Here is a 23,605-nt window from a genome sequence, read left to right on the forward strand (position 1 = left end):
AGACTCCTATCGATTACTAGCTAATTAATTTTTCTTTGATAAGAAGTTCCTTCAAAATTACTAGGAAATCCTCAACAAAATCTTCCTGTAAAGCGTAATGATGCCATTGACTCTTTTTCGTTACTTTGACAATTCCTGCCTTCTCTAAAAGCTTCATGTGGTGTGATAATGTCGGTTGAGTAAAGTCAAAATTCTCCAACACTTCACATGCACAAAGAGAGTCAGCTGTAGAAAGTAAGTCAACAATTTTCAACCTTTTTGGATCAGCTAAGGCTTTCATGATGGTAGCAATCTGTTCATAGTTTTCCATGGAGGGCCTCCTATTGAATTGTATATAGATAATTATCTATATACAATATAGATGAACGTCTATATACGGTCAAGCGTTTCTGTCTTTTTATTTTCAACATCGTCTGGTAAAAATCTCTATCGTAAAGCTCTTCTAGTAAAGTATCTCTGGTAGAAAAACGTGGTAGAAAAAATAAAATAACACAAAAAAAGCGGCTTTTCAGCCGCTTTTGGTAGAAGATTGGAAAACTCAGGTAGAAAAAAGACGATTTTTAGCTTTTTAGAACGTTGATAAATCCCCATTCTCGCTGAGTTTTGCCATTATCTCCTATACATCTTCAACTCTAAGAATAAATCATTGTAGATTCCTAGATATTCTTTGCCTAAATCTTCATAAACTTCTAAATGTGACATTAATTCATCAGTTGGATAGAATTGTTCATCCTCAGTGATTTCTTTTGGTAAGATGTCTAACGCTTTTTTATTGGGAGTTGAATACCCAATATATTCCGCATTTTGTGCTGCATTTTCTGGGCGTAACATGAAGTTGATAAATTCATATGCTCCGTCAACATTTTTAGCTGTTTTTGGAATCACGATATTATCAAACCATAGATTTGATCCTTCTTTAGGAATAACATAATGGATGTGTTCATTTTCTGCCATCATATCAGCTGCTTCACCAGAAAAAGTTACGGCAACGGCACTTTCTTCATTTGCCATGTACATCTTGATTTCATCTGCAACAATCGCTTTGACATTTGGTGTCATTTTGCGTAATTTGGTCACGGCTTCATCAAGTTCTTCCATATTTTTACTATTTAATGAATAGCCTAAGCTATTCAAACCCAATCCAATAATTTCACGTGCACCATCAATTAACATGATATTATCTTTTAATTCTGGACGCCATAAATCATCCCAAGAAGTCATTTTATCAGCACTGATAAATTTATCATTATACGCAATGCCCAGCGTTCCCCAAAAATAAGGAATCGAATAACTGTTTTCTGGATCAAAACTTAAGTTTAAAAAGCGGGAATCAATATTTTCTAACCCTTTAATTTTAGTATGGTCTAAAGGTAATACTAATTTTTCATCAATCATTTTTTGAATCATGTATTCACTTGGAATTGAAATATCGTAGGCAGTACCACCTTGACGAATTTTTGTGAACATCGCTTCGTTTGAATCAAATGTATCGTAATTAACTTTGTATCCAGATTCTTCTTCAAACTTTTTCAGTAATTCAGGATCAATATAATCGCCCCAGTTATAAATATTCAATACCTGAGCGCCAGCCATTCCTGTTGATTTTTCTAATTGACGAACACCTAAAAGTAATACCACAATAATGAGGACAATACCGATAATCAATGATTGTAATTTCTTCATTGTAAATCCGTCACCTCTCTTTTTTTACGGTTTTTACGGACACGTCGTGAGACATTTTCTTTACTAATAAAATAATACCCCACTACTAAAATCATCGAGAATAAGAAAACTAAGGTACTTAACGCATTGATTTCTAAGCTAATTCCTTGTCTTGCACGAGAATAAATTTCAACAGATAATGTGCTAAAGCCATTTCCTGTCACAAAGAAAGTCACAGCGAAATCATCCAATGAATACGTAAACGCCATGAAATATCCTGCAATAATTCCCGGAGATAAGAACGGCAAAATAATATTTTTAACCACTTGAAAATTATTAGCGCCTAAATCTCTAGCCGCATCGACCATCGAATCATTCATTTCATGTAGTTTTGGTAAAACCATCAACACTACAATCGGAATACTAAACGCAATGTGTGACAGCAATACACTCATAAATCCCAAACTAAAGTTGCGGAATAAACTCCCAATTATCGTAAAGAAAATTAAAAAGCTAGCACCGATGATAACATCCGGTGACACTAACAAAATATTATTCAAACTCAATAATGTATTACGTGTTGAACGCTGTTTTGTGTAATAAATAGCCATTGCACCGAATGTACCAATTGCGGTGGCAGCCAATGCTGATAAAAACGCGAGCATAAAGGTATTCAACACAATAATTAACAGACGCGAATCTTCAAAAACTGCTGTATAGTTGTCCCAAGTGAATCCAGTAAAACTATTCATTGTTCCTCCATCATTGAAGGAATAAAAAATCAGGTAAAAAATTGGAGCATATAATAACACAAAGACCAGCGCTAAATAAAGACGAGACCAAGGAAATTTTTTCATTTTTTACCTCCTTTTTTCTTCTCACCTGTTAAAAGCATAACGACAAACATGGCTATAATTAATACAACACCAATCGTTGAACCCATGCCCCAATTTTGAGTAACTAAGAAATGTTGTTCAATTGCTGTTCCTAAGGTAATCACTCGGTTTCCACCAATTAAACGCGTTAACATAAAGAGTGATAACGAAGGAATAAATACGGCTTGCACACCACTTTTTACTCCGTTTAAAGACAATGGAAAAATAACTCGACGAAAGGTTTCAAAACTATTTGCCCCTAAGTCACGGCTGGCACTGATTAATGACGGATTCATTTCTTCTAATGCATTGTAAATCGGCATAATCATAAATGGTAATTCAATATACGTAGCGACTACTAAGAAGCTGAAGTCAGTAAATAGAATTTGCTGAGGTCCAATTCCTGTGAATGTTAAAAAACTATTGATACTCCCATTAATGCCAAAGATTCCAATAAAGGCATACGCTTTTAGTAATAAATTAACCCAAGTTGGTAAGATAATGAGTAACAACCATAAATCTTTGTGTTTTAATTTTGTCAAAAAATACGCCGTTGGATAACTAATCAATAACGTGATTACCGTAATTAAAAAAGCATACCAGACAGAGTTTAAGGTCATTGTTAAATACTTACCAGAAGCAAAATATGTTTGATAATTAATCAATGAAAATTGCCCATTCATATCAAAAAACGATTGATACACGATCATTAAAACTGGAGCAATTACAAATAAAACCAACCAAAACATATATGGAATCGCATAAAGGCGTCTGATTTTTGTCATTTTCTCCCCCCTACTCTTCGTAACTTTCTAGTCGGGCATCAAAATCTTCTTCCGATTCATTAAAACGCATCACGTGGATATCTTCAGGTTCAAAGGACAAACCAATTTGACTACCTTCAACCGCTTTTCTCGTTGAATGAACCATCCATTCATTTTCCTGTTCATCATAACAAATAATTTCATAATGCACGCCACGGAATAATTGGGTGTCTACACGAACACTCAACTTTCCTTTTTCAGTAGAAGTTAGGCTTAAATCTTCAGGACGAATCACAATTTCTACTGGCTCATTTTTACGCATGCCGCCGTCGACACATTCAAATTGTTTGCCAACAAATTCAACTAAATTATCTTCAATCATCGTTCCATTGACAATATTACTTTCACCAACAAAATCTGCTACAAAATGATTAATTGGTTCATCATAAATATCTACTGGTGTCCCACTTTGAACGATTTTTCCTTTATTCATAACAAAGATTTCATCACTCATTGCCAAGGCTTCTTCTTGGTCATGCGTAACAAAAATAAACGTAATACCCAAACGTTGTTGCAATTCACGCAATTCATATTGCATATCAGTACGAAGTTTTAAATCCAAAGCAGACAATGGTTCATCTAGCAACAAGACTTTAGGTTCATTGACAATTGCTCGAGCAATCGCCACCCGTTGGCGTTGTCCGCCAGACATTTCGCTAATTTCACGGTTTTCATAACCACCTAATTGCACCAAACGTAAAGCATCTTTGACTTTTGTTTCAATCTCTTTTTTAGGGATTTTTTTTATTTTTAGTCCAAATGCAACGTTATCAAATACATTCATATGCGGAAATAGTGCATAATCTTGAAAGACAGTGTTCACTTGGCGTTGATTAGCAGGTATATCATTAATTCGTTTTCCTGCAAAGAAAACATCTCCTTCGGTCGCCTCAGAAAACCCAGCGATAATCCTTAAAATCGTCGTCTTCCCACAACCTGACGGACCAAGCAAGGTATAGAATTTTCCTTCTTCTATATCAAAACTCACACTTTTCAAAATCGTCTCATCATCGTCATACCGCTTCACCACATTACTAAATGAAATGATTGGTTTTCCCACTATTCTTTCCTCCCCAAATTGGTTTATTATATGCCCTCATTTCCGAATAAATGTTTGTAGTTTTTCGCTTTTTGAATAAAATTACTACAATATATACATCCATTTTTCTCGTTCTCAGAACATACTGTTTAAGGATAATTTTTTTTACAGAAAAATACAAGTATATTCTTTCAATTTAATTTATTTTTTTCCGCAACAAAATAATTGAATATGTTATGATAGAGTTATTCAATTATTTTTAGAAGTTAAATAAAAGGAGCGATTAAAATGGAACAATTTTTAGCTTTTGAAGTGACAAAAACAGACAATGTTTATGCTAGAGGAATTGTACGAAAAGAACCGCAAGCGCTACCAAATAAGCACGTTGCTATTAAAGTCGATTATTCTGACATCAATTATAAAGACGCCCTAGCTTCCGCAAAAAATAGTGGCGTTATTCGCGATTATCCGAAAATTCCAGGGATTGATTTAGCTGGAGAAATTATAGAGTCTCGTAGTGAGAACTGGCAAGTCGGACAAAAAGTACTGGTCACAGGTTATGGCTTAGGTGTTTCTGCTAATGGCGGCTTTAGCCAATATCAACAAGTACCTGAAGAATGGTTAGTCGCTTTACCTGAAAATTTAACAACCAAAGAAGCCATGATTTTTGGTACAGCCGGTTTTACTGCTGCTTTGGCTGTCACAAAATTAGCAAAAGAGACACCAAAAAATGGACGTGTTGTCGTCACTGGTGCATCAGGAGGTGTGGGCAGTGTCGCAATCGCCTTATTACATCGCTTAGGTTATACCAATATTACCGCTGTTTCTCGTAAAAAAGCAGATGTGGCTTGGCTAAAAGATTTGGGAGCGACTGAAATCGTAGAACCTGAAGAAATTTTACCAGAGCCAATCAAAGCATTGAATAAACAACGAATTGCAGCAGTAGTTGATAGTGTTGGCGGTGATTTATTGGCTGGGTTAATAAGTCAAGTCAACTATGGAGGCAGTGTCTTTTTGTGTGGAAATGCGGGCGGTATTCAGCTGAATACAACTGTCTTGCCATTTATTTTAAGAGGAATTAAAATAATAGGGATTGATTCAGTAAATGTTGAAATGGAGGAAAGAAAAGCTACTTGGCAATTCTTAGCACAACATCAACCTTTAATTGAACAATTACACTATCAAGAAGTGTCTTTAATCGAGTTAGATGAACCCATCGATGCTTTATTAGCAGGAACTCATCAAGGACGTACTATTGTACAAATGGAAGTGAAATAATGAGAATTTTAATTACTGCAGGAGGAACTTCGGAAAAAATTGACGAAGTTCGTTCTATTACCAATCATTCTACAGGAAAATTAGGTAGCTTAATTGCAGCGTCTTTTTTAAAACACAACGTTACGATTGATTATGTGACCACTGCTCATGCATTACGCCCTCAATCAGATAACGTAACCGTCTACGAAATTGGCGACACGCAAGCGTTAGCCGATCAATTGCAAAAGTTATTACAGCAGCACACGTATGATGCTGTTATTCACAGTATGGCCGTGAGTGATTTTACGCCAGAAAAAAGTTTATCTCAAGAAGAATTTTTAACAAAAATCAATCAATTCATTGAGAATAAACAACCAATTACAGCAGCAGATTTAACTCAATTAACAGAGGTAACAACTAGAGAAACTAAAATTTCATCAAATACCGACCAGTTATTTTTAATTTTGAAAAAAACGCCAAAAGTTATTCAACAAATTAAACAACTGCAACCAAACACTATTTTAGTCGGCTTTAAATTATTGGTAGATGTTGAAAAAGAAGAATTATTAGCTGTAGCACAGAAGAGCTTAATGACCAATCAAGCTGACTTTGTTTTAGCCAATGACTTAACTTCAATCCATCACGGACAACATACGGGTTATTTAATTAACAAAGAAGGAACAATCACCGGCGAAGCTACTAACAAAGAAGAAATAGCTCAATTAATTGTCAAAACACTCCTAAACGCTCTATAATAGAAAAAACTATTAAGGAGCATGAATGATGAAAAAACGCATTTTATTAGGCGTGAGTGGCAGTATTTCTGCTTACAAATCCGCTGATTTAACCAATGAATTAACAAAATTAGGCTATGAAGTTGATGTGATGATGACCAAGAGCAGTCAAGCGTTTATTACTCCTTTAACCTTGCAGTCTTTATCCAAACGCCCCATTCATACAGACGTCATGGAAGAAATTGTTCCCGAAAAAATTAACCATATTGAATTAGCTAAACAAGCTGATTTGTTTATTGTAGCTCCTGCCAGCGCTAATATTATTGGCAAATTAGCCCACGGTCTTGCGGATGATTTAATCTCAACCGTTGCATTAGCCTTGCCCTTTGATGTGCCTAAAATTGTAGCTCCTGCGATGAATACCAACATGTATCTAAATCCTTTGATGCAAAAAAATCTTGCTATTTTGAAAGAAGTTGGGTATAAAGAAATAACACCACGTCAATCTTTACTAGCGTGTGGAGATTTTGGTACTGGTGCATTAGCAACAGTTGAAACCATTGTCGCGCAAGTAAAGGCGACTTTGGAAGCATAAAGGAGGGTTTCTATGAAACAAAATGAAAAAACATTTCAGCTAGTATTAACAGCTTCATTTTTAGCTATTTTGATTTTACTAGCTAGTGTACCGTTTTTGGGATTTATTCCACTGGGAGTTATTAATGCGACAACATTACACATTCCCGTAATTATCGGATCAATTATTTTGGGTCCTAAATTGGGTGCATTTTTAGGTGGTTGTTTTGGTTTAATTAGTATGGTTCGTGCAACAATCGTGGTTTCACCACTATCATTTATTTTTTCTCCCTTTATTACGCCTCTTGGTGAGACGGGGATGGGAAGCTGGAAAGCGATTTTAATTGCCTTTATTCCACGTATTTTAATTGGTGTTGTTCCATATTTTGTTTATCAATGGTGTAAAAAAGCGTTTAAAAATCGCGGAAATGCGGTAAGTCTCTTTATTGCCGGTGTTTCTGGTGGATTAACGAATACCATTTTAGTTATGAATATGATTTATTTCTTGTTCCAAAATGATTATGCAGAAAAAATTGGTGCAGCTGGAAATGCAGTTTATGGGGCAATTATTTCAGTAATTTTTGTCCAAGGAGTGCCAGAATCAATTGTTGCAGGAATTGCAACAGCTGCTGTAACTTCAGTATTACTAAAATTAACGAAGCAACGTAGTGTTTAATAAAAAACATGCAGATTCAATCATGAATTTGCATGTTTTTTATTAAACACTACCATAGTAAGAATCAAACTCAGCTGCAAAAAGAAGTCCTGGTATATCGATAATGCTACATGTTTATTTCTAACTTATTAATTTTTTAAGCGCCAATTCTTTTCCTACCATTTAGTCCACAAAAAACAATGGTTTATTTATCAAACCAACTTCTAATTTCATGTAAAAAATATAGCTCTAACTAATTTCAGAAATATTATTTTTCTTTAATTATTTTTAGACCAATAAAACCATTTTTAGGCTGATAAATATCAGCACTTTTTATAAAGCTACCTGTTTCATCAGTAAAAACTGAAAGTGACTTTTTCGTCACTAAATCTAGGATATCACTTTCTAAATCATTGATTCCTAATTCTGATAAATAATATTTTTCTTGTGTCGGTTGAGAAATGGAACGAAAAGCATATGTGATTGGTTTTTCATCTTTTGAAAAGGTGTATTTCCATTCACCAACTGACAATTCTGCTCTAGCTCTTGTTTCATAAATACCTTCTTGATAAAGATCAATCCATTCGCCCAATTCGAGTAAAACTTTTGTTTCTCCCTCCGTTAGCAATCCCTCTGGTGTTGGACCAACTCCTAAAATTAAATTTCCACCTTTTGAAACAACCCCAATGAATAACTCGATAATTTCTTGTGTACTTTTAAATTTATCTGTTGGAACATACCCCCAATCATTGCCAATAGGGATATTACTCTCCCAAGGTTTTTTAGGTATTTCCTCTAAATCAGGGACTTTTCTTTCAGGAGTGACATAATTTTCATGTCTTCCTCCCATCGTTCTATCTACAATAATTAGTTCTTTTTGCTTCTCTCTAGCAATTTCAGCTAATTTATCCATTTGTAAATCTTCTTTGTCTGCACCACACCATCCAGCATCTAACCAAAGAAAATCAACTTTACCGTAGTTATGCGTTATTTCATAAATTTGCTCATGAACAAAAGAAACATATTTATTCCAAATTTCTGGATATTTTTTCGTATCATAGCTAGCATTTCTACCTTTAATAGTCTCGTCTTCTAGCCAATAGTAAGGACTAAACCAATCAGCTTTAGAATAATAGGCTCCCATTGAAATATTTTTTTTGCGAAAAGAATCCATAACTTCTTTAAAAATATCAATTTTACAAGGGCTTAATTTCCCACCTACCTTGTATTCACTAGTAGCTGTGTTAAATAAATTAAAACCATCATGATGTTTTGTCGAAAAAATACCATATTTAATACCAGCTTTTTTACAAACATCAGCCCATTTGTCAGTATTAAGTTGTGTGGGATTAAATTTAGAGATTAGATTCCAATAGTCAAGTTGTAATTCTCCAATGTTTTCTCGAAAGGCATGCCCGTCTCTTGCCCATTCATCTTTTTCTGATAACTGCCATGATTCCACGATTCCTGCTTGAGAATATAGGCCATAATGAAAAATCACCCCTAACTTTAAATCTTCAAACCATGATAATCTTTTTTTAAGCATTTCAGATTCAGGATAAATGTTAGGATCGTCTTCTAAGTTATCCTTAGCTAATTCTATATCGCCACGTTCTAAAATCATATCGCTACTCCTTTTTATACCCTATTTTTTATAGTTACTTGCCAAAATTTTGGTCCTAATTCTTGTAAACATTCAGTTACTTTGTTTAAAACTTCTAATTCGCTTAATGCTTCTGGCACATCACTCCATATTGCAAAATAAGTTCCTAGGACTGATTTCATTTCAGTTTCTGTCAATAATTGATTTTGTGCAAATTTATTTAACTCCCAGTCATTGATTTTTTCAGGTGTTGGATATTCATAACCGGCTGCTTCTCCTAACACAAAGTAAAAATAATTGTCATTAAAATTAATGATACTGTGACCATTTTTAATAATTTGAGTAACTGATGCCATCTTTGTATCATGTCTAGTCCAATAGGTAACTTCTGCAGTTGTAGCTACACTTCTTGTTGTTGTTATTCCCTTTTTGTACAAACTGTCATTCCATAAACGAGCTATTTTCCCTTTTGATTCAACAAAAGTCACCATCTCATTAATATAGTCAATAAATAAATCATAGCCATTGCTTTTTTGATAGTTAGTTTCTGATAATTTATCTTGGATTACTTTGAATGTTTCTAAAGTCTCCAACACAACAAATTCATCTGCACCAATATGAAAATAAGGGCTATCGGAAAACAGCTCAATGTATTCCGAAATAATAGTTTTAATAGCCCGTCTGGCTGATTCATTCGTGATATCTAATGCCCGGTTTGAAGGGATTAACTCATCTGGTCTGGGATCATTACTTAAATGCCATTCAGGAAAATAGTTCAAAAAATGTCGTAAATGTCCTGGGCTATCAAATTCTGGAATAATTGTTATAAATCGTTCTTTGGCATAAGCAATCAATTCCTTCACTTCGCTAGTTCTTAAATAATTTTGTGACATAATTTGTGGAAAAGTGTGGCATTCAATTCGAAAACCTTCATTCTCAGAAAAATGCAATTGCAAATAGTTCATATTAAGTTCACTCATGGTATCAACTAGCTGTTTCAACATTAGTAATGAATAAAATTTTCTTCCAATATCAATCATGAGGCCTCTTTCAATTTGTTTCTGAACTAACTGGATAGTCTCAAAATTATTAATTTCCCTGTCCTCTAAACTTTGTAAAAAAATTAACCCTTGTTTGGTCATTTCATCCGAATCAGAATAAATAACTATCTCTTGATTAGTTTGTTTTATCTTCCCTTTTTCGTTTCCTAATTCAATCACAATTGATTTATTCACACGCTGTGTAATCTTTTGAATTAAATTTTCCAAATACAAATTCATTTTTTATCCTTTCAATACGTTATCATTCTAATACCATTCTATATGTGTCTGAGCTACTTTCAACGGTTACCATTAGCTTTTCTGGTAATTGCCGCTGAAACTTTTCATCAAAATACATCAATTCTCTTTTATTAATGGTTAGTTGAATACTTTTTTCTTCTCCTTGTTTCAAAAAAATTTTCTTAAAACCTACTAGTTCTTTCTCACGTGGTGCAACTAATTCTTGATTTTTTTTCACGTAAACTTGAATAGTTTCTTTGGCATCAAAAGAACCAATATTTTTGATTTTTACTGTTATTTCAAATTTTTCTTTTTCGTATTTAAACTGAGGATTTTCCATTTTAAAAGTCGTATAACTTAATCCGTAACCAAAAGCATACCTTGGCTTTCCAGAAATATCAGCATAGTCTTCTTTAAACATCGTATTTCGATAGTTGTAATAGACAGGCAACTGACTACTTGTAATAGGAATTGAGAATGCTAGTCGACCATTAGGAGATTCTCCAAAAATCATTTCAGCAATTGCTGCTCCTCCGTATTGTCCTGGGTACCCTACAAACAAAATACTATCTAAAGATTCATGTACTTCCTCTAGTGTATGTGGTCTGCCTTCAATCAAAATACCAATCATTGGTTTCTCTAATTCTTTTAATTTATGAACTAAAGAAATTTGTGCTTGAGGCAAAGCTAAATTAGCTAAATCGATATTTTCTCCACTAGTCATTTCTGTTGAACCTGAAAGTGCTGCGCCATTTGCATCAAATTCTGTTGAGAAATCTCTCGCACTGGAACCTCCTAGAGTGAAAATAATTACATCGGCTTTTTTTGCCTTTTCATAAGCTTTTTCAGCTCCTTGAGGAATTTCTGTAGAGATATTACTGCCTTTCTCATAATCTATTGTTATTTGACTCGATTGCGTATACGCTGTTAGAGATTGGAGAATGGACTGAACATTTTCTAAATCTTTATAAGGCGTATAATCTCCTAAGTGATGATAAATATTATCACCATGCGGACCAACCACTAAAACATTAAGTTTACTTTCTCTATTTAATGGTAAAACATTATTATTTTTTAGTAGGACACTTCCTTCTTTGACAAGTTGAATATTTAATTTTTTCATTCTTTTCTCTTGCTTTTCTTTATCTATTGTTACTTTTTCAAATTCGTCATTTTTTGCAAATAAGCCTAGAGATTTTTTTAGTTCCAATACACGTAGAACGGCTTGGTCTAATTCTTTTTCATCAATCATATTTGTTTTCACAGCTTCTTCTAAATAAGGATATACATTATCCCAAAGGCTTAAATCGATTCCACTTGTTAAAGCACCTGCTGCAGCTTTAACAGGATTCTCAACAAAATCTGCTAATCGATCTAAAGCACATCCATCCGCCATAACAATGCCTGAAAAATGAAGAGCTTCTCGCAAATACTCTGTTAATAATTCTTTATTGGCATGACAAGGAATCCCATCAATATCATTATAAGCCGCCATAAAAGCACTAGCTCCTGAAATTACTGCGGTTTCGACTGCTGGTAAATGAATTTCTAGCAGTTCCCTTTTTCCAATATGAACTGCACCGGAATTATGTCCACCCATAGCATTTCCTTGACCCGCTAAATGTTTTACAACAGCACCTACCTGAGGAAATAGCGATGTTTGTTTTTGTAGCCCTTTGACCGCGGCGATGGTAAATTGACTTGTTAAATACGGATCTTCACTAAAACATTCTTCACTACGTCCCCATCTTGGATCTCTCAACACATCTAATGTTGAAATAAGGCCTAAATGAGCACCTTTTTCATTAATCTCTTGACCAACTATTTCTTGAATTCGTTGATAAATTTCAGGATTCCAACTACAACCTGACAAGAAATTAACAGGCGTTGTTGTTGAATCAATTCCTTGATGACCATGAGGACATTCTTCTGATAATAAAGCTGGAATTCCCAGTCTAGTAGTTGTTTTTAAATAGTCCTGAATCATCTGACTAACTACTTTAGCCTCTTTAAGAGATAAACCCGTCTTTTGATTTTTTCCTGACCAGGGATCTGCTCGAAATACACCATAAATAGCTCCTATAGAGCCCCAGCGTTCGACTTCAGTTTTAAAATAATCAGTCAAAATTAATTGACCGTCTTTTTTTTCATAAACATTCCATCCATAAAGCCGTTGATTTAACTGCCCAACTTTTTCTTTGACTGTCATAGTTGATAATAATTCTTTTACATTCATTTTTTTCCCTCATTTATGCTAGTGTTATTTTCACTGTCTGAATCTCAAAAGGCTTAAATTCAATCATAAATTCCTCTTGATTAACAACAGGAATTTCAGCAATAACCTCTTCCAGTAAATTACATAATTCTATTTTTTCTATATTTTCATTTATCTTAAATAGGGCCTTCGTGCGTTTATTTTCGTTTTCATAACTGCGAAGAATCAATTGCTGACTATCTTCTGCAACCTTCAATGTATCGATAATAATATTTTCTGATGTTGTTTCAACAAAAGAGTTTTCTCTCAAATGCTCATTACTAGTGGCTATAATTATAGGTTCTTGATTTAAATCCTGAGCTAGCAACGGGGTTTTGCTCTCTTTCCAATTCCCTTCATGACAATAGATGCCATAGGTGAACATATGCTCTCCTAAATCAGCTTCTGGATAAGGATCTGTTGCTGATTTAATCAACGATACACCCATTTTTTTATAGTTCATATCAAACCCATATTTGCTATCTGTTATCAGAGATACTCCATAGCCACCTTCGGACATATCCATCCATTTTTGACCACATACTTCAAATTTTGCTTTATCCCAAGATGTATTTTTATGGACGTGGCGCTTAACATTTCCGAACTGAATGTCAAAAATAGCATCCAATGTATTGATATCAACTGGAAAGTTAGCTTTTAATAGTAAGTGATTTTCTTGCCAATTAACTTTTGTTTCAAAAAGTATTTGATTGTTTCCATGGACAAAATGAATGTATTGACCAATGGTTGATGAATGGAACATTCTCTCGATATAGACCGTGTCACGAATAGGTCCTCGTTCAACAATCTCAGCTTTAATAACCTTTGTAATTGGAAATGGTTTTTCTTTGTAAAAATAATCAATTTCCCAAGCATCATAATTTAATGGTAAATCCTCATAAACAACTAACTCGTTGAAAACTTTGCCTTTTGGTAATACTTCTCGATTATTTTTTTTATCATAGACTTTAACCATCTGAAAGTCTTTATCAAATTCAATAGAAAAATCTTGGGTTTCAAAACAAGACTTTAAGTCAGTTCTTCGTTGCTTAACATCCTCTTTCGCTTCGACTACTTTTAAATATTGACCACCCAAACTTGGCATATCCAATAATTTAACAAGCAATTCATTCGAATGCGTTCGTTGAGCAAGAACTATCTCTTCATTTAATGTGACAGCTGAAATTTCCTTAGGTAAAATAATGTTTCGATTTATTTTATGTCCAATCGGATTAAAGACATATAATCCATCTCCATTAGGTTCTGTTAGTAACTCTTGCATTTTTTCTGTAATAGAATGAAACACTAGAGCATACTCTTCATCTGTTTGATCATAAACCTCTTTTATAGAACTTCCAGGTAAAATATCATGGAATTGATTTTTTAAGACTGTTTTCCATTCCTTTTCAAATAAAGAACTAGTATATTCTCTGACTAGGTTAGCACTTAATATTTTTTCACTTGATTGAAGTAAGCTTTCTGCTTTTCGATTATTGGACTTGTTTTTACCTACTGACGTGTAAGTTCCTCTATGATATTCAAAATAAAGTTCTCCCAACCATTCGTTATCAGAAGTAACTTGCATTTTCTCAGCTAATTCATCAAAATATTTTTTAGCAGTTGTTGGTATAACTTGTGGCATACTTGGGAGTGGACGTTTCATTCTTTCTAAAACCTCTAGCATTTCAACAGTAGGTCCGCCACCGCCATCCCCATAGCCATAAGCAATTAAAATGTTATCATTGATATTTTTATCAAGGTATCTTTCCCAACTTTTTTTTACCGTGTAAGGATCTAGTACACCATTATACGTTGTATAAAATGGTGTTGGACTATAGCCTTCACTAATGGTTGTAATAAAGTGAGTCAACACACGACTACCATCAATTCCTTGCCAGTAAAAAGAGTCAAAAGGAATTTGATTGTACTGATTCCATGATAATTTGGTTGTCATAAAATAAGGAACATCTGCTTTTTTTAAAATTTGTGGTAAAGCAGCAGAATATCCAAAAACATCTGGTAGCCATAAAATCTTACTCTCTTTATTAAACTCTTCCTTTAAAAATCGTTTACCATAAACTACTTGTCTTACTAAAGATTCGCCTGATGTTAAATTACAGTCCGCTTCAACCCACATAGCTCCTTCTGGTTCCCATTTTCCTTCAGCAATTTTTTCTTTGATTTTTTGATACATCTCAGGATATCTTTCTTTAATCAAGTCATACATTTGAGGCTGACTTTGGATGAATGTATAATCATCAAAGCACTCCATTAAATTTAAGACTGTGGAAAAGCTTCTTTCTCCTTTTTCCACCGCCTGGGCAACTGTCCACAACCAAGCTAAATCGATATGTGTGTGTCCTACAACAGAAACTTTAGGTAAATTAGGTAACGTGACAATCTCATCTAAATACATTGCATCAATATATTTTTTTGCTTCGTTTAAACCATGATAATATTCTTGTGAATACTTATCATAAAATAATAATTGATTAACAGCTTTCCCCAGATTTTTTTCATATAACAAATAGTTTGGATCTGTTTTCTCTAATGAACGCCAGCTATCCAACAAGACATACAAATCGTAATATAACTCATAGGTTGGTACATCAATTTTCTCGACTTTAACAAATAATGGAAATTTCTTTTGTTCACTTCCTGAAAATAACTCAATGCGTAATTTTAAATTCGCTAATCCTTTTTGTTCTTTTGTTAATCGTAAACTTCGATGATTCACATCAAATCCTTGAATCAATTCATCCTCTAAATAGATTTTCATTTGTGGATTAGTAGCATTGTCCCATTCAGTTAATGTTGTATAAATGGATAATTCAAGAGTTTCTTCTTGCCAATCTACAGGTAATTTGATTTCTGTTTCTAAAGTATAGTACTGCTCTTTTTCACCAAAGTAACTTCCAGAATAATAGATTTCTCCAGATTGAAAAGTTAAAGAATCGATCGCCTGTTCTTCTTTAATAATCATTTTTTTTAATTCCATCACAATTCGTTGAATACGCTCAAACTCTAAAAATTTCGTCATAGTTAACTCCCTATATAAAAAGGAAGCTAGAATTAAAATCTAGTGATTTTTTCTAGCTTCTATTTCTTATTATTAATTACTTGCTATCTCTCCACATATCATATTGACCTTGCATTTCATCAATAATTTGTTCTACGCCTGCTGCTTTCATTTTATCTTCCATCTTTTTCAAGGTTTCATCTGGATCTACACTACCAGTATTTAATAATGCCTTGAATTCTTCTAGAACATTATTGTACGCAGCGATTTGTGTCGTTACATTTTTAGTATCAAAGTTAAAACCAAGGGCATTTGATTCAGTGGCATTTTCATTATAAGTTTTCAAAGTATCCCATTCATCTAGTGGTGCACCTTTTTGATGATATAGATTGAAGTAATTACCAAACATGTAGAATGGCATTGTATAATTACTATGTGCATCTAACCATTCGATGGTATCATCACCAGTTTTTTCATAATGAGTGCCTTCAATCCCATAAGCCAACAGATTCATCAAAACTGGATCTGTATTAACAGCTTCTAAAAATTTCATAGCTTCTTCTGGATGTTTGGAGTTACTACTGATAACCGTTCCTCCACCCATTGCTGAAGCGTTTGTTACGATTGATTTAACCATTGGTGCTACAACAATTGGTTTTTTCACTTGGTCTTCAACAGTTGCTGTATCCAAAGGTCCCATAACTGTTGATGTCACAAACCAATCTTTACCTACAATATCAGTTTGCTTTGCTAGAGCTGCATTATCATTAATATAACCTGCTTGTTTAAATTCATGGATTTTTTTAATTAAAGTAACATATTCAGGATCAGTAAAGTAACTTTCAATCTTATTAACATCTTGATCTAAGTTAATACCAATTCCTGTGCTTAATTCATCAAAAGCATACGGATTTTTAAATCCTTCTGACATATACCAAGGCGTAATTCCTTCTTCTGCTTTAATTTTTTTCAACCATGGTTCTAAATCAGAGTAAGTTTTAATTGTTTCATAAGGTACTTCATATTTATCAATTAATTCTTTATTGAAAACGAAATATTCTGTAGCTGCAATTTCTTTTTGAGTCGGAACAGCATATATTTTTTCATCAATCGTTGCACCCTTCCAAAAATTTGGATTAATTTCGGCTTTTAAATTTTTATTTTGGTCATTTAAATATTCATCAATCGGTAAAAAGGCACCTTTTCGTGCATTGTTTAGATAATTAAATCCTCCAAGCCATGAAGCCGTATACGCTAAATCATAACTTTCACCTGCATTCACAAGAGCGCTCATTTTTTGATCATATTCTCCCCAGTCAATTTGATTTAATGTAACAGTTAGTTTATATTTATCTTTCGTATATTCATTAACTTTTTCATTTACTTGTTTAAGATCTTTTTGAGGAATTCCTGTGATATACCAAGATAAATTCGTTATCCCATCTTCTGATACAGCCGTATCTTTTTGATTATCACATGCTGCTAATGCTCCTAATGCACCTACTAATACGGCACCTTTCAATAAAACTTTTTTCATTTCTTTTTCTCCTCCCTATTCTTTTACTGCACCTACAGTTAGTCCACCAATAAAGTATTTTTGAAAAAATGGATAAACAATTAAAATCGGTAGTGTTGCAACTACTACAACTGCCATCTTGATTGTTTCAGTGGGTAAACTACCAGTATCAGTCATTCCCATTTTTCCCGCGTTACTAGCAATAAATTCAATATTGGTTTCCATCTTCATCAATAAATATTGCAATGGGACAATTTGATTATTGTCCGTATACAGTAAAGCTGAAAACCAATCATTCCAATAACCTAATGTTAAAAATAAAGCAATTGTCGCAAGCCCTGGTAAAGAAAGTGGTAATACTATTTTGAAATAGATTAACCACTCACTCGCACCATCCATATAAGCTGATTCAATTAAAGCTTCTGGAACAGATAACTGATAAAAGGTTCGCAACACCATAATTGAGAACGTTGACATACATAGAGGCAAAATCAATGCCCAAATGGAATTTCTAAGTCCTAGAATATTAACTACTAAAATATAATTACCGATAATTCCACCGCTGAAAAGCATTGGAATTAACGAGAATTTTGATAGAAAGCTTCGATAAGCATAGCTTCGTCTAGAAAGTGTATAGGCATAAGTTGACATTAAAAAGACACCTATCACTGTTCCTACCACTGTGATCAAAATAGTTATGCCAAAGGATTTTATAATAGCGCCTTCATTAAAAATAGATTGAAATGCTTCTAAGCTCCATTTTTCCGGAAAAAACTTATACCCGTTTTTTTGAATAGATGCTGAATCAGTAAAGGAAATGATGCAGACTAAGACAAATGGAATGGCCGTAATAATTGTTAAAATACCTAAGCCTATAGTAAATAAAATATTATTCTTTTTGCTTATTCTACCAAATCGATTGAGTGATTCTCCTAGCGTTTTTTTGTTTTCCATCTAATCCATCCTCACTTCCTAAAAAATACTTTGTTTCGAATCTATTTTTTTAACAATACCGTTAGTAGTCATAACTAAAATAAAGCCAATCACAGATTGTAATAAACCACCTGCTGCTGATAATCCCATGTCTCCCATTGTTGACAATCCTCGATAAATGTATGTATCAATTGTTTGAGTGACAGAAATTAATGCCCCCGACTGTTTAGGCACTTGATAGAATAGACCAAAATCAGTTCTAAAAATACCACCTACGGATAAGATAAGTAACATAATGATTACTGGTTTTAGCATTGGAATAGTAATATTTTTTATTTGTCCCCATTTAGTTGCACCATCAAGCATAGCTGCTTCATAATAAGATTTATCAAATCCACAAATAGCTGCTAGAAAAATAATCATATTATAGCCCATTGTTTTCCACATCTGAACTACAATTATTATAAATGGCCAATATTTAGGTTCCATATAAAACTGAATAGGTTCTTTTCCGAAAATCTGAAGTACACCATTTATGTATCCATTTGTAGGATCTAAGAAAGCGAATACAATATAACTTACAACAACCATCGATAAAAAATAAGGAATAAACATGATACTTTGATAAAGCTTTGACAATCTTGCATTAAAAATTTCATTAAGAAGCAATGCTAGTGCCAAAGGAATAATCAATCCCATAATAATAAAAACTACGTTATATCCCACAGTATTTCTAATAATTAATGCGGCATCGCCACTTTTAAAAATATACTCAAAATTCTTAAGCCCTACCCATTCACTAGTGAATAAACTATTAAAAAAATTTCCATTTAGTCGATAGTCTTTAAAAGCAATAAGTATCGCCATTAATGGAATGTAAGAAAAAATAGTAAACCACACAATTCCAGGTAGAGAGAGTAAAAATAGCGGTCTATTTTTTTTAAATCTTGTTCTAGCAGAATTCTTTTTTTTGATATTCTCCTTTAGCATCTTATTCATCTCCTCTTCTTGTAGTTAATATTACCACCAAGAAAACGCTTTCTCACTTTGCTTTTTTATAGTTTTTTGGACATTTTATAGTTACTTAAAATAAAAATAAAAAATTAACTCTATTCAAATTGATATGCTTCCGTCATAGTAGGCATTAGAAAAAACAAAAATTTCTAAGTTACTATGATGAAAGCATATCAGATAAATCTGAGCTAATTTTTTATTTTAAATCAAGTCGAACTTTATTGGGGGTTCGATTGTATTCTTTTTTATAGTGACGATAAAACAGTGAAATATCTTCATAACCTAAACTCTTGGCAATATCGATAATTTTCAGCTCATTTTGACGAATCATAACATCTGCTAAATTCATTCGTTTTTTTTGAAAATATTGTGTGTAACTAATCCCAATCTCTTTTAAAAACAGCTGACCTAAATAGGCTGAGTTAGTATTTAATATCTCCCCTAATTCTTTTAGGGAATAATGAATATTTATTTTTTGTTTCCCCATGTCTAACACTTTTGAAATAACTGGAGAAATTCTCATGTTTTTTTCTCTCTCAATAACAGCCAATAATTTTAATAAAACCGATTTAGTGGTCAACTCACTTGTCATAATTAGTTGACTCGTCTCATTTAACATTAATTGATGACTATGTTCAAGTATTTTTTCACTAAGCATATAAAGCAAACTAAAAATAGTATATTCAGCTTTATCCTCTTGTTCTGAACCTAAAAATAGCTGGATATCTGTTTCTTTTAGTTCTTCATTCTGATAAGAAATAAATGATAATGACATATTGGCTGCTTCAAAATTATTTTGTATCTTTGTGGTTGTCGTTACAACCGTAGATAACTGCTCAAAGCCAAAGGCCGGTGATAATAAAATTGGTGTCCTTATTTTTTTTAGAACTTCAATTTTTTCTTGATAACGGTTCAACTCGTTTTTTTGAAAGATGGTTAATATATCATTATTCTCAGTAATAACGGTTCTAGTAGACAGTGGCAATGTTTCACAAAAAGAAACAATCTGGTTGAAAAGTTCTTTTTTTTGTGTGCCAACTTTAAAATAAATAAATTGGTAATTTACAGTAGTTGGAAATAATTCTTTAATTCTCTTCAAATCTTCTGGCTGTAAATTCACTAATCCTTTTTTTAAAACACGATTCATTAAGTTATTAAACAAAATGGGTTGGCTACTTTTCGTATAAAATGACTCTATTAATTGCTCTTCTAAGCAGTTTTTTTTAATTTTTTCTATTGTATTTAATAATTCCCTTTGATCAATTGGTTTGAGTATATAATTCGTGGATTCTAATTTAATGGATGTCTTGATGTAATCAAACTCATCATAGCTACTGATAACAATACTTTTGAATTTATGTTTTTGACGCAATGTACTTAAAATCTCTAAACCATTCATATTGGGCATACAGATATCTGTAATGATCACATCGGGAGAACTCTTTTCAAATATCTCAATCGCCTTTACACTAGAATTCGTACAAATTATTTCATCTTCTTGAGAAATTTTTTGCAGCATAACTCTCAAACCATCTGTAATTAATTTTTCATCATCAACAATTAAAAATTTCATATAGTCCTCCTACCACTAACTTATTCCTTTGAATATAAAACTGGCATGCTAACATAGACAATGATCCCCTCTTCACTATTTTCAATTTTCACACCGTAATCCTGACCAAATAACTTTTTCAAACGGAAGTCAACTCCGTATAATCCTGTCAGTTCCTTATTTTGATTTTCTATATTTGAAAGTAGTAGTCGCTGATTAATTTCTCTTAATTTTTCTTCTGGAATCTTCTTACCATTGTTTTCAATCGTCACTGCTAATTGTTCATCTGAAAAATTAGCATGTATTTGAATAAAGTTAATTTCATCTTCTTTTAAACCATGATGAATAAAATTTTCAATCAAAGGCTGTATCGAAAACTTTTCAACTAATAGTTCTTTTAAATCATCATGATAGCTAATATCCCAAAAGAAATAATCTTCATAACGACTCTCATACAAACTCAAATAAGCGCCACACATAGCCATCTCTTCTTTTAACGTCACTTGCTGCGGCCCTCTAATCAAATTGCGATAAAGTTGCGACATATTATACAGCATGTCTGCTACAATCTGGTCTTCATTAACTAATGCTTTCATTCGAATAGATTCAATTGTATTAAATAAAAAATGTGGGTTAACTTGAGAACGAATATTTTTCAATTGATAGTCTCTTAGCTTAATTTCACTTTCATACACTTCACTGACGTATTCAGATAAGGTTGTTGCTACGTCATTCAAATCATTGGATATTAAGCTTAACTCGTCTTGTTGGTTGACTTCATTCGTATCAAATAAAGTTAAATCCCAGTTTCCCGATTTAATCGCATTCATTTTTTTGACGAGAACATCTAATTTCATTTCCATCTCGCGCATTCTTCTGATTGAAAAAAAGATCATTATAAAAAATACAACAATTACAATACTTAAATAGATTATATAGACTGTTGAAAACTCGTGGAAAATCGAATTATATTTTTTGGTTGCATAAAAAGAATATTGGTTCATTTCCCTTTGTTCAAGAATAAGATATTTTTCAATATTCGTTTTTCCACGATAAAAATGATTATGTTCTTTGATAGATAAGTATCCTAGATTTCTTTCTATCCTTTCCTCAGCCTTTTCATAATAATCTGTAATATTATAAATAAAATAAACATCTGCAACGTACATCAAATTAACTGGATTAAAAATAGTTTTTTTAACCATCACGTTAACCTGCTCCTGATTAGAATGTTCGTTTAATTTATCTGATAAAATCTTATCAATAGATAGAGTATCATCTCCATCAACTCCCTCTTCTCGAAGATAATATTTTCCTAGAGGATTCGCAAAAAGCACAGATACTTTTTTCTCTTCACTATAAAAATAAACACCCTCTAATGCCTCATTACTCTTAAACGAATTTTTGACTAGATTTTGAATTCCGTTATAGACAGAAGAATTAGTTTCTAAATAAAGATTTGTTTTAAACTTGAAATAATCAGTCATTGGATACGCCAACATTAATTCTAGATCTTCCATTGTAATAGGCTCTGTATAAAATTCTTCACCTAGTTTATCAGAGAGTTTATTCAGCGTATTCATCTCTCCTGTTAATTCAATCAACTCTTCTCGAACAGTTGTTTCCCTTGATACCTTAATAGAATTAGTTAAAACAAATAGAACTAAAAATAAGCTACTTGCTAAAAAAAAGTAGTAAAGCAACATTTCAAACATAATTTTTTTCAAAATTTTATTTCGGATTTCTAGCTTTGCTAAACGATTTGTTTCGAGCATTATTTTTCACCTGACTTAATTTGCGCTACTCGCTTAACCACATATGGCTTATAAATTATTAAAAATAAGTAAGCAAACAAGGAACTACCAATAAATAGGATAAGTGCTGGCAGCTCTTTTAAAATAAGATAAAATAAGGCAACGTAAATCATTTGAAAAATAATTAACTTCCAATTACCTAGCAATAGAATAATTGTATTTTTTAAATGTCCTATATTTGAATTAGAAAACGTTTTTATTTCCACACATAAAATTGGTAGCGCTAACAGATTGATGCAAATAATTAATAAATAAATGGGTAATAAAACAGCAATGCTTAAACTATCAATTTCCAAGCTATAAAGAGCTAAAATTCCAGCTGTACTATACACAAGTGCAAAAATAGAGAATAGTTCTTTTGTCATTATTTTTCTCATATCATAAAAAAAAGTTTTTATCGAAACTTTTACTTTCTGACTAATCAAATCATCGACACTACTATAAAGAGCGAACAGAGATACAGATAGAGGGAAAAGTAAGAACATCAATAAAAAAAGGTACATTCCAACTTTTTGAGTACTTAATAAATACAAATAAATAAACAAACCAATATTCACTAAAAGAAAAGTCAAATTTATTTTAATTAATGTTATGAATATATCTAACCCAGTTAATAATTTGTAAATAAACGAACTTCCATTCATCACTTCACATCCTCACTACTTAATATATCACTTACTATACACAAATTTTTTTTCTTGAACAACTCCACTTTTTTTAATTAACGTACTTTCAGCTTAAAGACTGATAAAAAAATCTAAACTAATTCTATAAAGTAACATTGGAACAACTAAAAATTGAGATAAAATTATCAATTACAACCACCAAATAAAAGATAAACTAAGTGAGCATCCAAAACAAATTTCAAATCATGCCAACAATGATTATCTTGTAAAAATAATCAGTTTTTCATCGTTATATAAAAACTAGCTTGCAAAAAAAAATTAGCACACTTTTTAGAGAGTTACTTAAATATTCAATTACAACAAAAAAACATTGAC

At 32.5% G+C, this 23,605-nt stretch carries 19 protein-coding genes; 4 read left to right on the forward strand and 15 right to left on the reverse strand.

The window, feature by feature from the left end; translation table 11 throughout:
- Positions 1 to 16: 16 nt before the first annotated feature.
- From AC4BC7_RS07455 to AC4BC7_RS07475, 5 genes are all read right to left on the reverse strand, one after another.
- The gene (locus AC4BC7_RS07455; protein ID WP_490504274.1) at positions 17 to 310 is read right to left on the reverse strand and encodes an ArsR/SmtB family transcription factor; all 294 of its coding nucleotides are present in this window, start codon (positions 308 to 310) and stop codon (positions 17 to 19) included.
- A gap of 299 nt (positions 311 to 609) precedes the next feature.
- Positions 610 to 1,683, reverse strand: coding sequence for an ABC transporter substrate-binding protein (locus AC4BC7_RS07460; RefSeq protein WP_490504275.1), 1,074 nt, complete (start codon positions 1,681 to 1,683; stop codon positions 610 to 612).
- Positions 1,680 to 2,519, reverse strand: a complete 840-nt coding sequence (locus AC4BC7_RS07465; protein ID WP_207941304.1) for an ABC transporter permease — start codon at positions 2,517 to 2,519, stop codon at positions 1,680 to 1,682. Before AC4BC7_RS07465 ends, AC4BC7_RS07460 begins: the two co-directional genes overlap by 4 nt.
- Positions 2,516 to 3,322, reverse strand: a complete 807-nt coding sequence (locus AC4BC7_RS07470) for an ABC transporter permease (protein ID WP_207941306.1) — start codon at positions 3,320 to 3,322, stop codon at positions 2,516 to 2,518. Before AC4BC7_RS07470 ends, AC4BC7_RS07465 begins: the two co-directional genes overlap by 4 nt.
- Before the next feature lie 10 nt (positions 3,323 to 3,332).
- On the reverse strand, positions 3,333 to 4,421 hold the full coding sequence (locus AC4BC7_RS07475; RefSeq protein ID WP_207941307.1) for a polyamine ABC transporter ATP-binding protein: 1,089 nt from the start codon (positions 4,419 to 4,421) through the stop codon (positions 3,333 to 3,335).
- Between the two features lie 267 nt (positions 4,422 to 4,688).
- On the opposite strand from AC4BC7_RS07475, the gene AC4BC7_RS07480 reads away from it, so the two are divergent.
- From AC4BC7_RS07480 to AC4BC7_RS07495, 4 genes are read left to right on the forward strand one after another with little or no spacing between them, the layout of a single operon-like run.
- Positions 4,689 to 5,678, forward strand: coding sequence for a YhdH/YhfP family quinone oxidoreductase (locus tag AC4BC7_RS07480; RefSeq protein WP_207941308.1), 990 nt, complete (start codon positions 4,689 to 4,691; stop codon positions 5,676 to 5,678).
- Positions 5,678 to 6,412 carry a phosphopantothenate--cysteine ligase gene (locus AC4BC7_RS07485; RefSeq protein WP_207941309.1) on the forward strand — a complete coding sequence of 245 codons (735 nt, stop codon included), beginning with the start codon at positions 5,678 to 5,680 and terminating at the stop codon, positions 6,410 to 6,412. Before AC4BC7_RS07480 ends, AC4BC7_RS07485 begins: the two co-directional genes overlap by 1 nt.
- Positions 6,413 to 6,437: 25 nt before the next feature.
- The gene (gene coaC / locus AC4BC7_RS07490) at positions 6,438 to 6,986 is read left to right on the forward strand and encodes a phosphopantothenoylcysteine decarboxylase (protein ID WP_207941310.1); all 549 of its coding nucleotides are present in this window, start codon (positions 6,438 to 6,440) and stop codon (positions 6,984 to 6,986) included.
- Positions 6,987 to 6,998: 12 nt separating this feature from the next.
- Positions 6,999 to 7,640, forward strand: a complete 642-nt coding sequence (locus AC4BC7_RS07495) for an ECF transporter S component (protein WP_207941311.1) — start codon at positions 6,999 to 7,001, stop codon at positions 7,638 to 7,640.
- A gap of 247 nt (positions 7,641 to 7,887) precedes the next feature.
- On the opposite strand, the gene AC4BC7_RS07500 is transcribed toward AC4BC7_RS07495, so the two are convergent.
- From AC4BC7_RS07500 to AC4BC7_RS07545, 10 genes are all read right to left on the reverse strand, one after another.
- Positions 7,888 to 9,243 carry an alpha-L-fucosidase gene (locus AC4BC7_RS07500; RefSeq protein WP_490504276.1) on the reverse strand — a complete coding sequence of 452 codons (1,356 nt, stop codon included), beginning with the start codon at positions 9,241 to 9,243 and terminating at the stop codon, positions 7,888 to 7,890.
- 14 nt (positions 9,244 to 9,257) lie between these two features.
- Positions 9,258 to 10,502 carry a beta-N-acetylhexosaminidase gene (locus AC4BC7_RS07505; RefSeq protein WP_490504277.1) on the reverse strand — a complete coding sequence of 415 codons (1,245 nt, stop codon included), beginning with the start codon at positions 10,500 to 10,502 and terminating at the stop codon, positions 9,258 to 9,260.
- Positions 10,503 to 10,524: 22 nt separating this feature from the next.
- On the reverse strand, positions 10,525 to 12,738 hold the full coding sequence (locus AC4BC7_RS07510) for a glycoside hydrolase family 3 N-terminal domain-containing protein (protein WP_490504278.1): 2,214 nt from the start codon (positions 12,736 to 12,738) through the stop codon (positions 10,525 to 10,527).
- A gap of 13 nt (positions 12,739 to 12,751) precedes the next feature.
- Positions 12,752 to 15,796 (reverse strand): alpha-mannosidase, encoded by a 3,045-nt coding sequence (locus AC4BC7_RS07515; protein ID WP_490504279.1) that lies wholly within the window; start codon positions 15,794 to 15,796, stop codon positions 12,752 to 12,754.
- Between the two features lie 76 nt (positions 15,797 to 15,872).
- On the reverse strand, positions 15,873 to 17,312 hold the full coding sequence (locus tag AC4BC7_RS07520; protein ID WP_490504280.1) for an ABC transporter substrate-binding protein: 1,440 nt from the start codon (positions 17,310 to 17,312) through the stop codon (positions 15,873 to 15,875).
- Between the two features lie 15 nt (positions 17,313 to 17,327).
- Positions 17,328 to 18,245, reverse strand: coding sequence for a carbohydrate ABC transporter permease (locus AC4BC7_RS07525; protein ID WP_490504281.1), 918 nt, complete (start codon positions 18,243 to 18,245; stop codon positions 17,328 to 17,330).
- A gap of 18 nt (positions 18,246 to 18,263) precedes the next feature.
- Positions 18,264 to 19,214, reverse strand: coding sequence for an ABC transporter permease (locus tag AC4BC7_RS07530; protein ID WP_490504282.1), 951 nt, complete (start codon positions 19,212 to 19,214; stop codon positions 18,264 to 18,266).
- Between the two features lie 220 nt (positions 19,215 to 19,434).
- Entirely contained in the window at positions 19,435 to 20,811 is a 1,377-nt protein-coding gene (locus AC4BC7_RS07535) for a response regulator transcription factor (protein WP_490504283.1), read from the reverse strand.
- A gap of 20 nt (positions 20,812 to 20,831) precedes the next feature.
- On the reverse strand, positions 20,832 to 22,565 hold the full coding sequence (locus tag AC4BC7_RS07540) for a sensor histidine kinase (RefSeq protein WP_490504284.1): 1,734 nt from the start codon (positions 22,563 to 22,565) through the stop codon (positions 20,832 to 20,834).
- Positions 22,565 to 23,248 carry a hypothetical protein gene (locus AC4BC7_RS07545; RefSeq protein WP_490504285.1) on the reverse strand — a complete coding sequence of 228 codons (684 nt, stop codon included), beginning with the start codon at positions 23,246 to 23,248 and terminating at the stop codon, positions 22,565 to 22,567. The genes AC4BC7_RS07540 and AC4BC7_RS07545 overlap by 1 nt, the downstream gene beginning before the upstream one ends.
- Between the last annotated feature and the right edge of the window lie 357 nt (positions 23,249 to 23,605).

Source organism: Enterococcus sp. AMC1623 (assembly GCF_058216495.1).

Excerpts from the sequence above, each read along its gene's own strand:
- coaC (WP_207941310.1), top strand. The coding sequence starts at position 6,438 with ATGATGAAAAAACGCATTTTATTAGGCGTGAGTGGCAGTATTTCTGCT.
- AC4BC7_RS07480 (WP_207941308.1), top strand. The coding sequence starts at position 4,689 with ATGGAACAATTTTTAGCTTTTGAAGTGACAAAAACAGACAATGTTTAT.
- AC4BC7_RS07470 (WP_207941306.1), bottom strand. The coding sequence starts at position 3,322 with ATGACAAAAATCAGACGCCTTTATGCGATTCCATATATGTTTTGGTTG.
- AC4BC7_RS07455 (WP_490504274.1), bottom strand. The coding sequence starts at position 310 with ATGGAAAACTATGAACAGATTGCTACCATCATGAAAGCCTTAGCTGAT.
- AC4BC7_RS07515 (WP_490504279.1), bottom strand. The coding sequence starts at position 15,796 with ATGACGAAATTTTTAGAGTTTGAGCGTATTCAACGAATTGTGATGGAA.
- AC4BC7_RS07530 (WP_490504282.1), bottom strand. The coding sequence starts at position 19,214 with ATGCTAAAGGAGAATATCAAAAAAAAGAATTCTGCTAGAACAAGATTT.
- AC4BC7_RS07535 (WP_490504283.1), bottom strand. The coding sequence starts at position 20,811 with ATGAAATTTTTAATTGTTGATGATGAAAAATTAATTACAGATGGTTTG.
- AC4BC7_RS07525 (WP_490504281.1), bottom strand. The coding sequence starts at position 18,245 with ATGGAAAACAAAAAAACGCTAGGAGAATCACTCAATCGATTTGGTAGA.
- AC4BC7_RS07545 (WP_490504285.1), bottom strand. The coding sequence starts at position 23,248 with ATGAATGGAAGTTCGTTTATTTACAAATTATTAACTGGGTTAGATATA.
- AC4BC7_RS07485 (WP_207941309.1), top strand. The coding sequence starts at position 5,678 with ATGAGAATTTTAATTACTGCAGGAGGAACTTCGGAAAAAATTGACGAA.
- AC4BC7_RS07540 (WP_490504284.1), bottom strand. The coding sequence starts at position 22,565 with ATGCTCGAAACAAATCGTTTAGCAAAGCTAGAAATCCGAAATAAAATT.
- AC4BC7_RS07510 (WP_490504278.1), bottom strand. The coding sequence starts at position 12,738 with ATGAATGTAAAAGAATTATTATCAACTATGACAGTCAAAGAAAAAGTT.
- AC4BC7_RS07505 (WP_490504277.1), bottom strand. The coding sequence starts at position 10,502 with ATGAATTTGTATTTGGAAAATTTAATTCAAAAGATTACACAGCGTGTG.
- AC4BC7_RS07520 (WP_490504280.1), bottom strand. The coding sequence starts at position 17,312 with ATGAAAAAAGTTTTATTGAAAGGTGCCGTATTAGTAGGTGCATTAGGA.
- AC4BC7_RS07465 (WP_207941304.1), bottom strand. The coding sequence starts at position 2,519 with ATGAAAAAATTTCCTTGGTCTCGTCTTTATTTAGCGCTGGTCTTTGTG.
- AC4BC7_RS07460 (WP_490504275.1), bottom strand. The coding sequence starts at position 1,683 with ATGAAGAAATTACAATCATTGATTATCGGTATTGTCCTCATTATTGTG.
- AC4BC7_RS07500 (WP_490504276.1), bottom strand. The coding sequence starts at position 9,243 with ATGATTTTAGAACGTGGCGATATAGAATTAGCTAAGGATAACTTAGAA.
- AC4BC7_RS07495 (WP_207941311.1), top strand. The coding sequence starts at position 6,999 with ATGAAACAAAATGAAAAAACATTTCAGCTAGTATTAACAGCTTCATTT.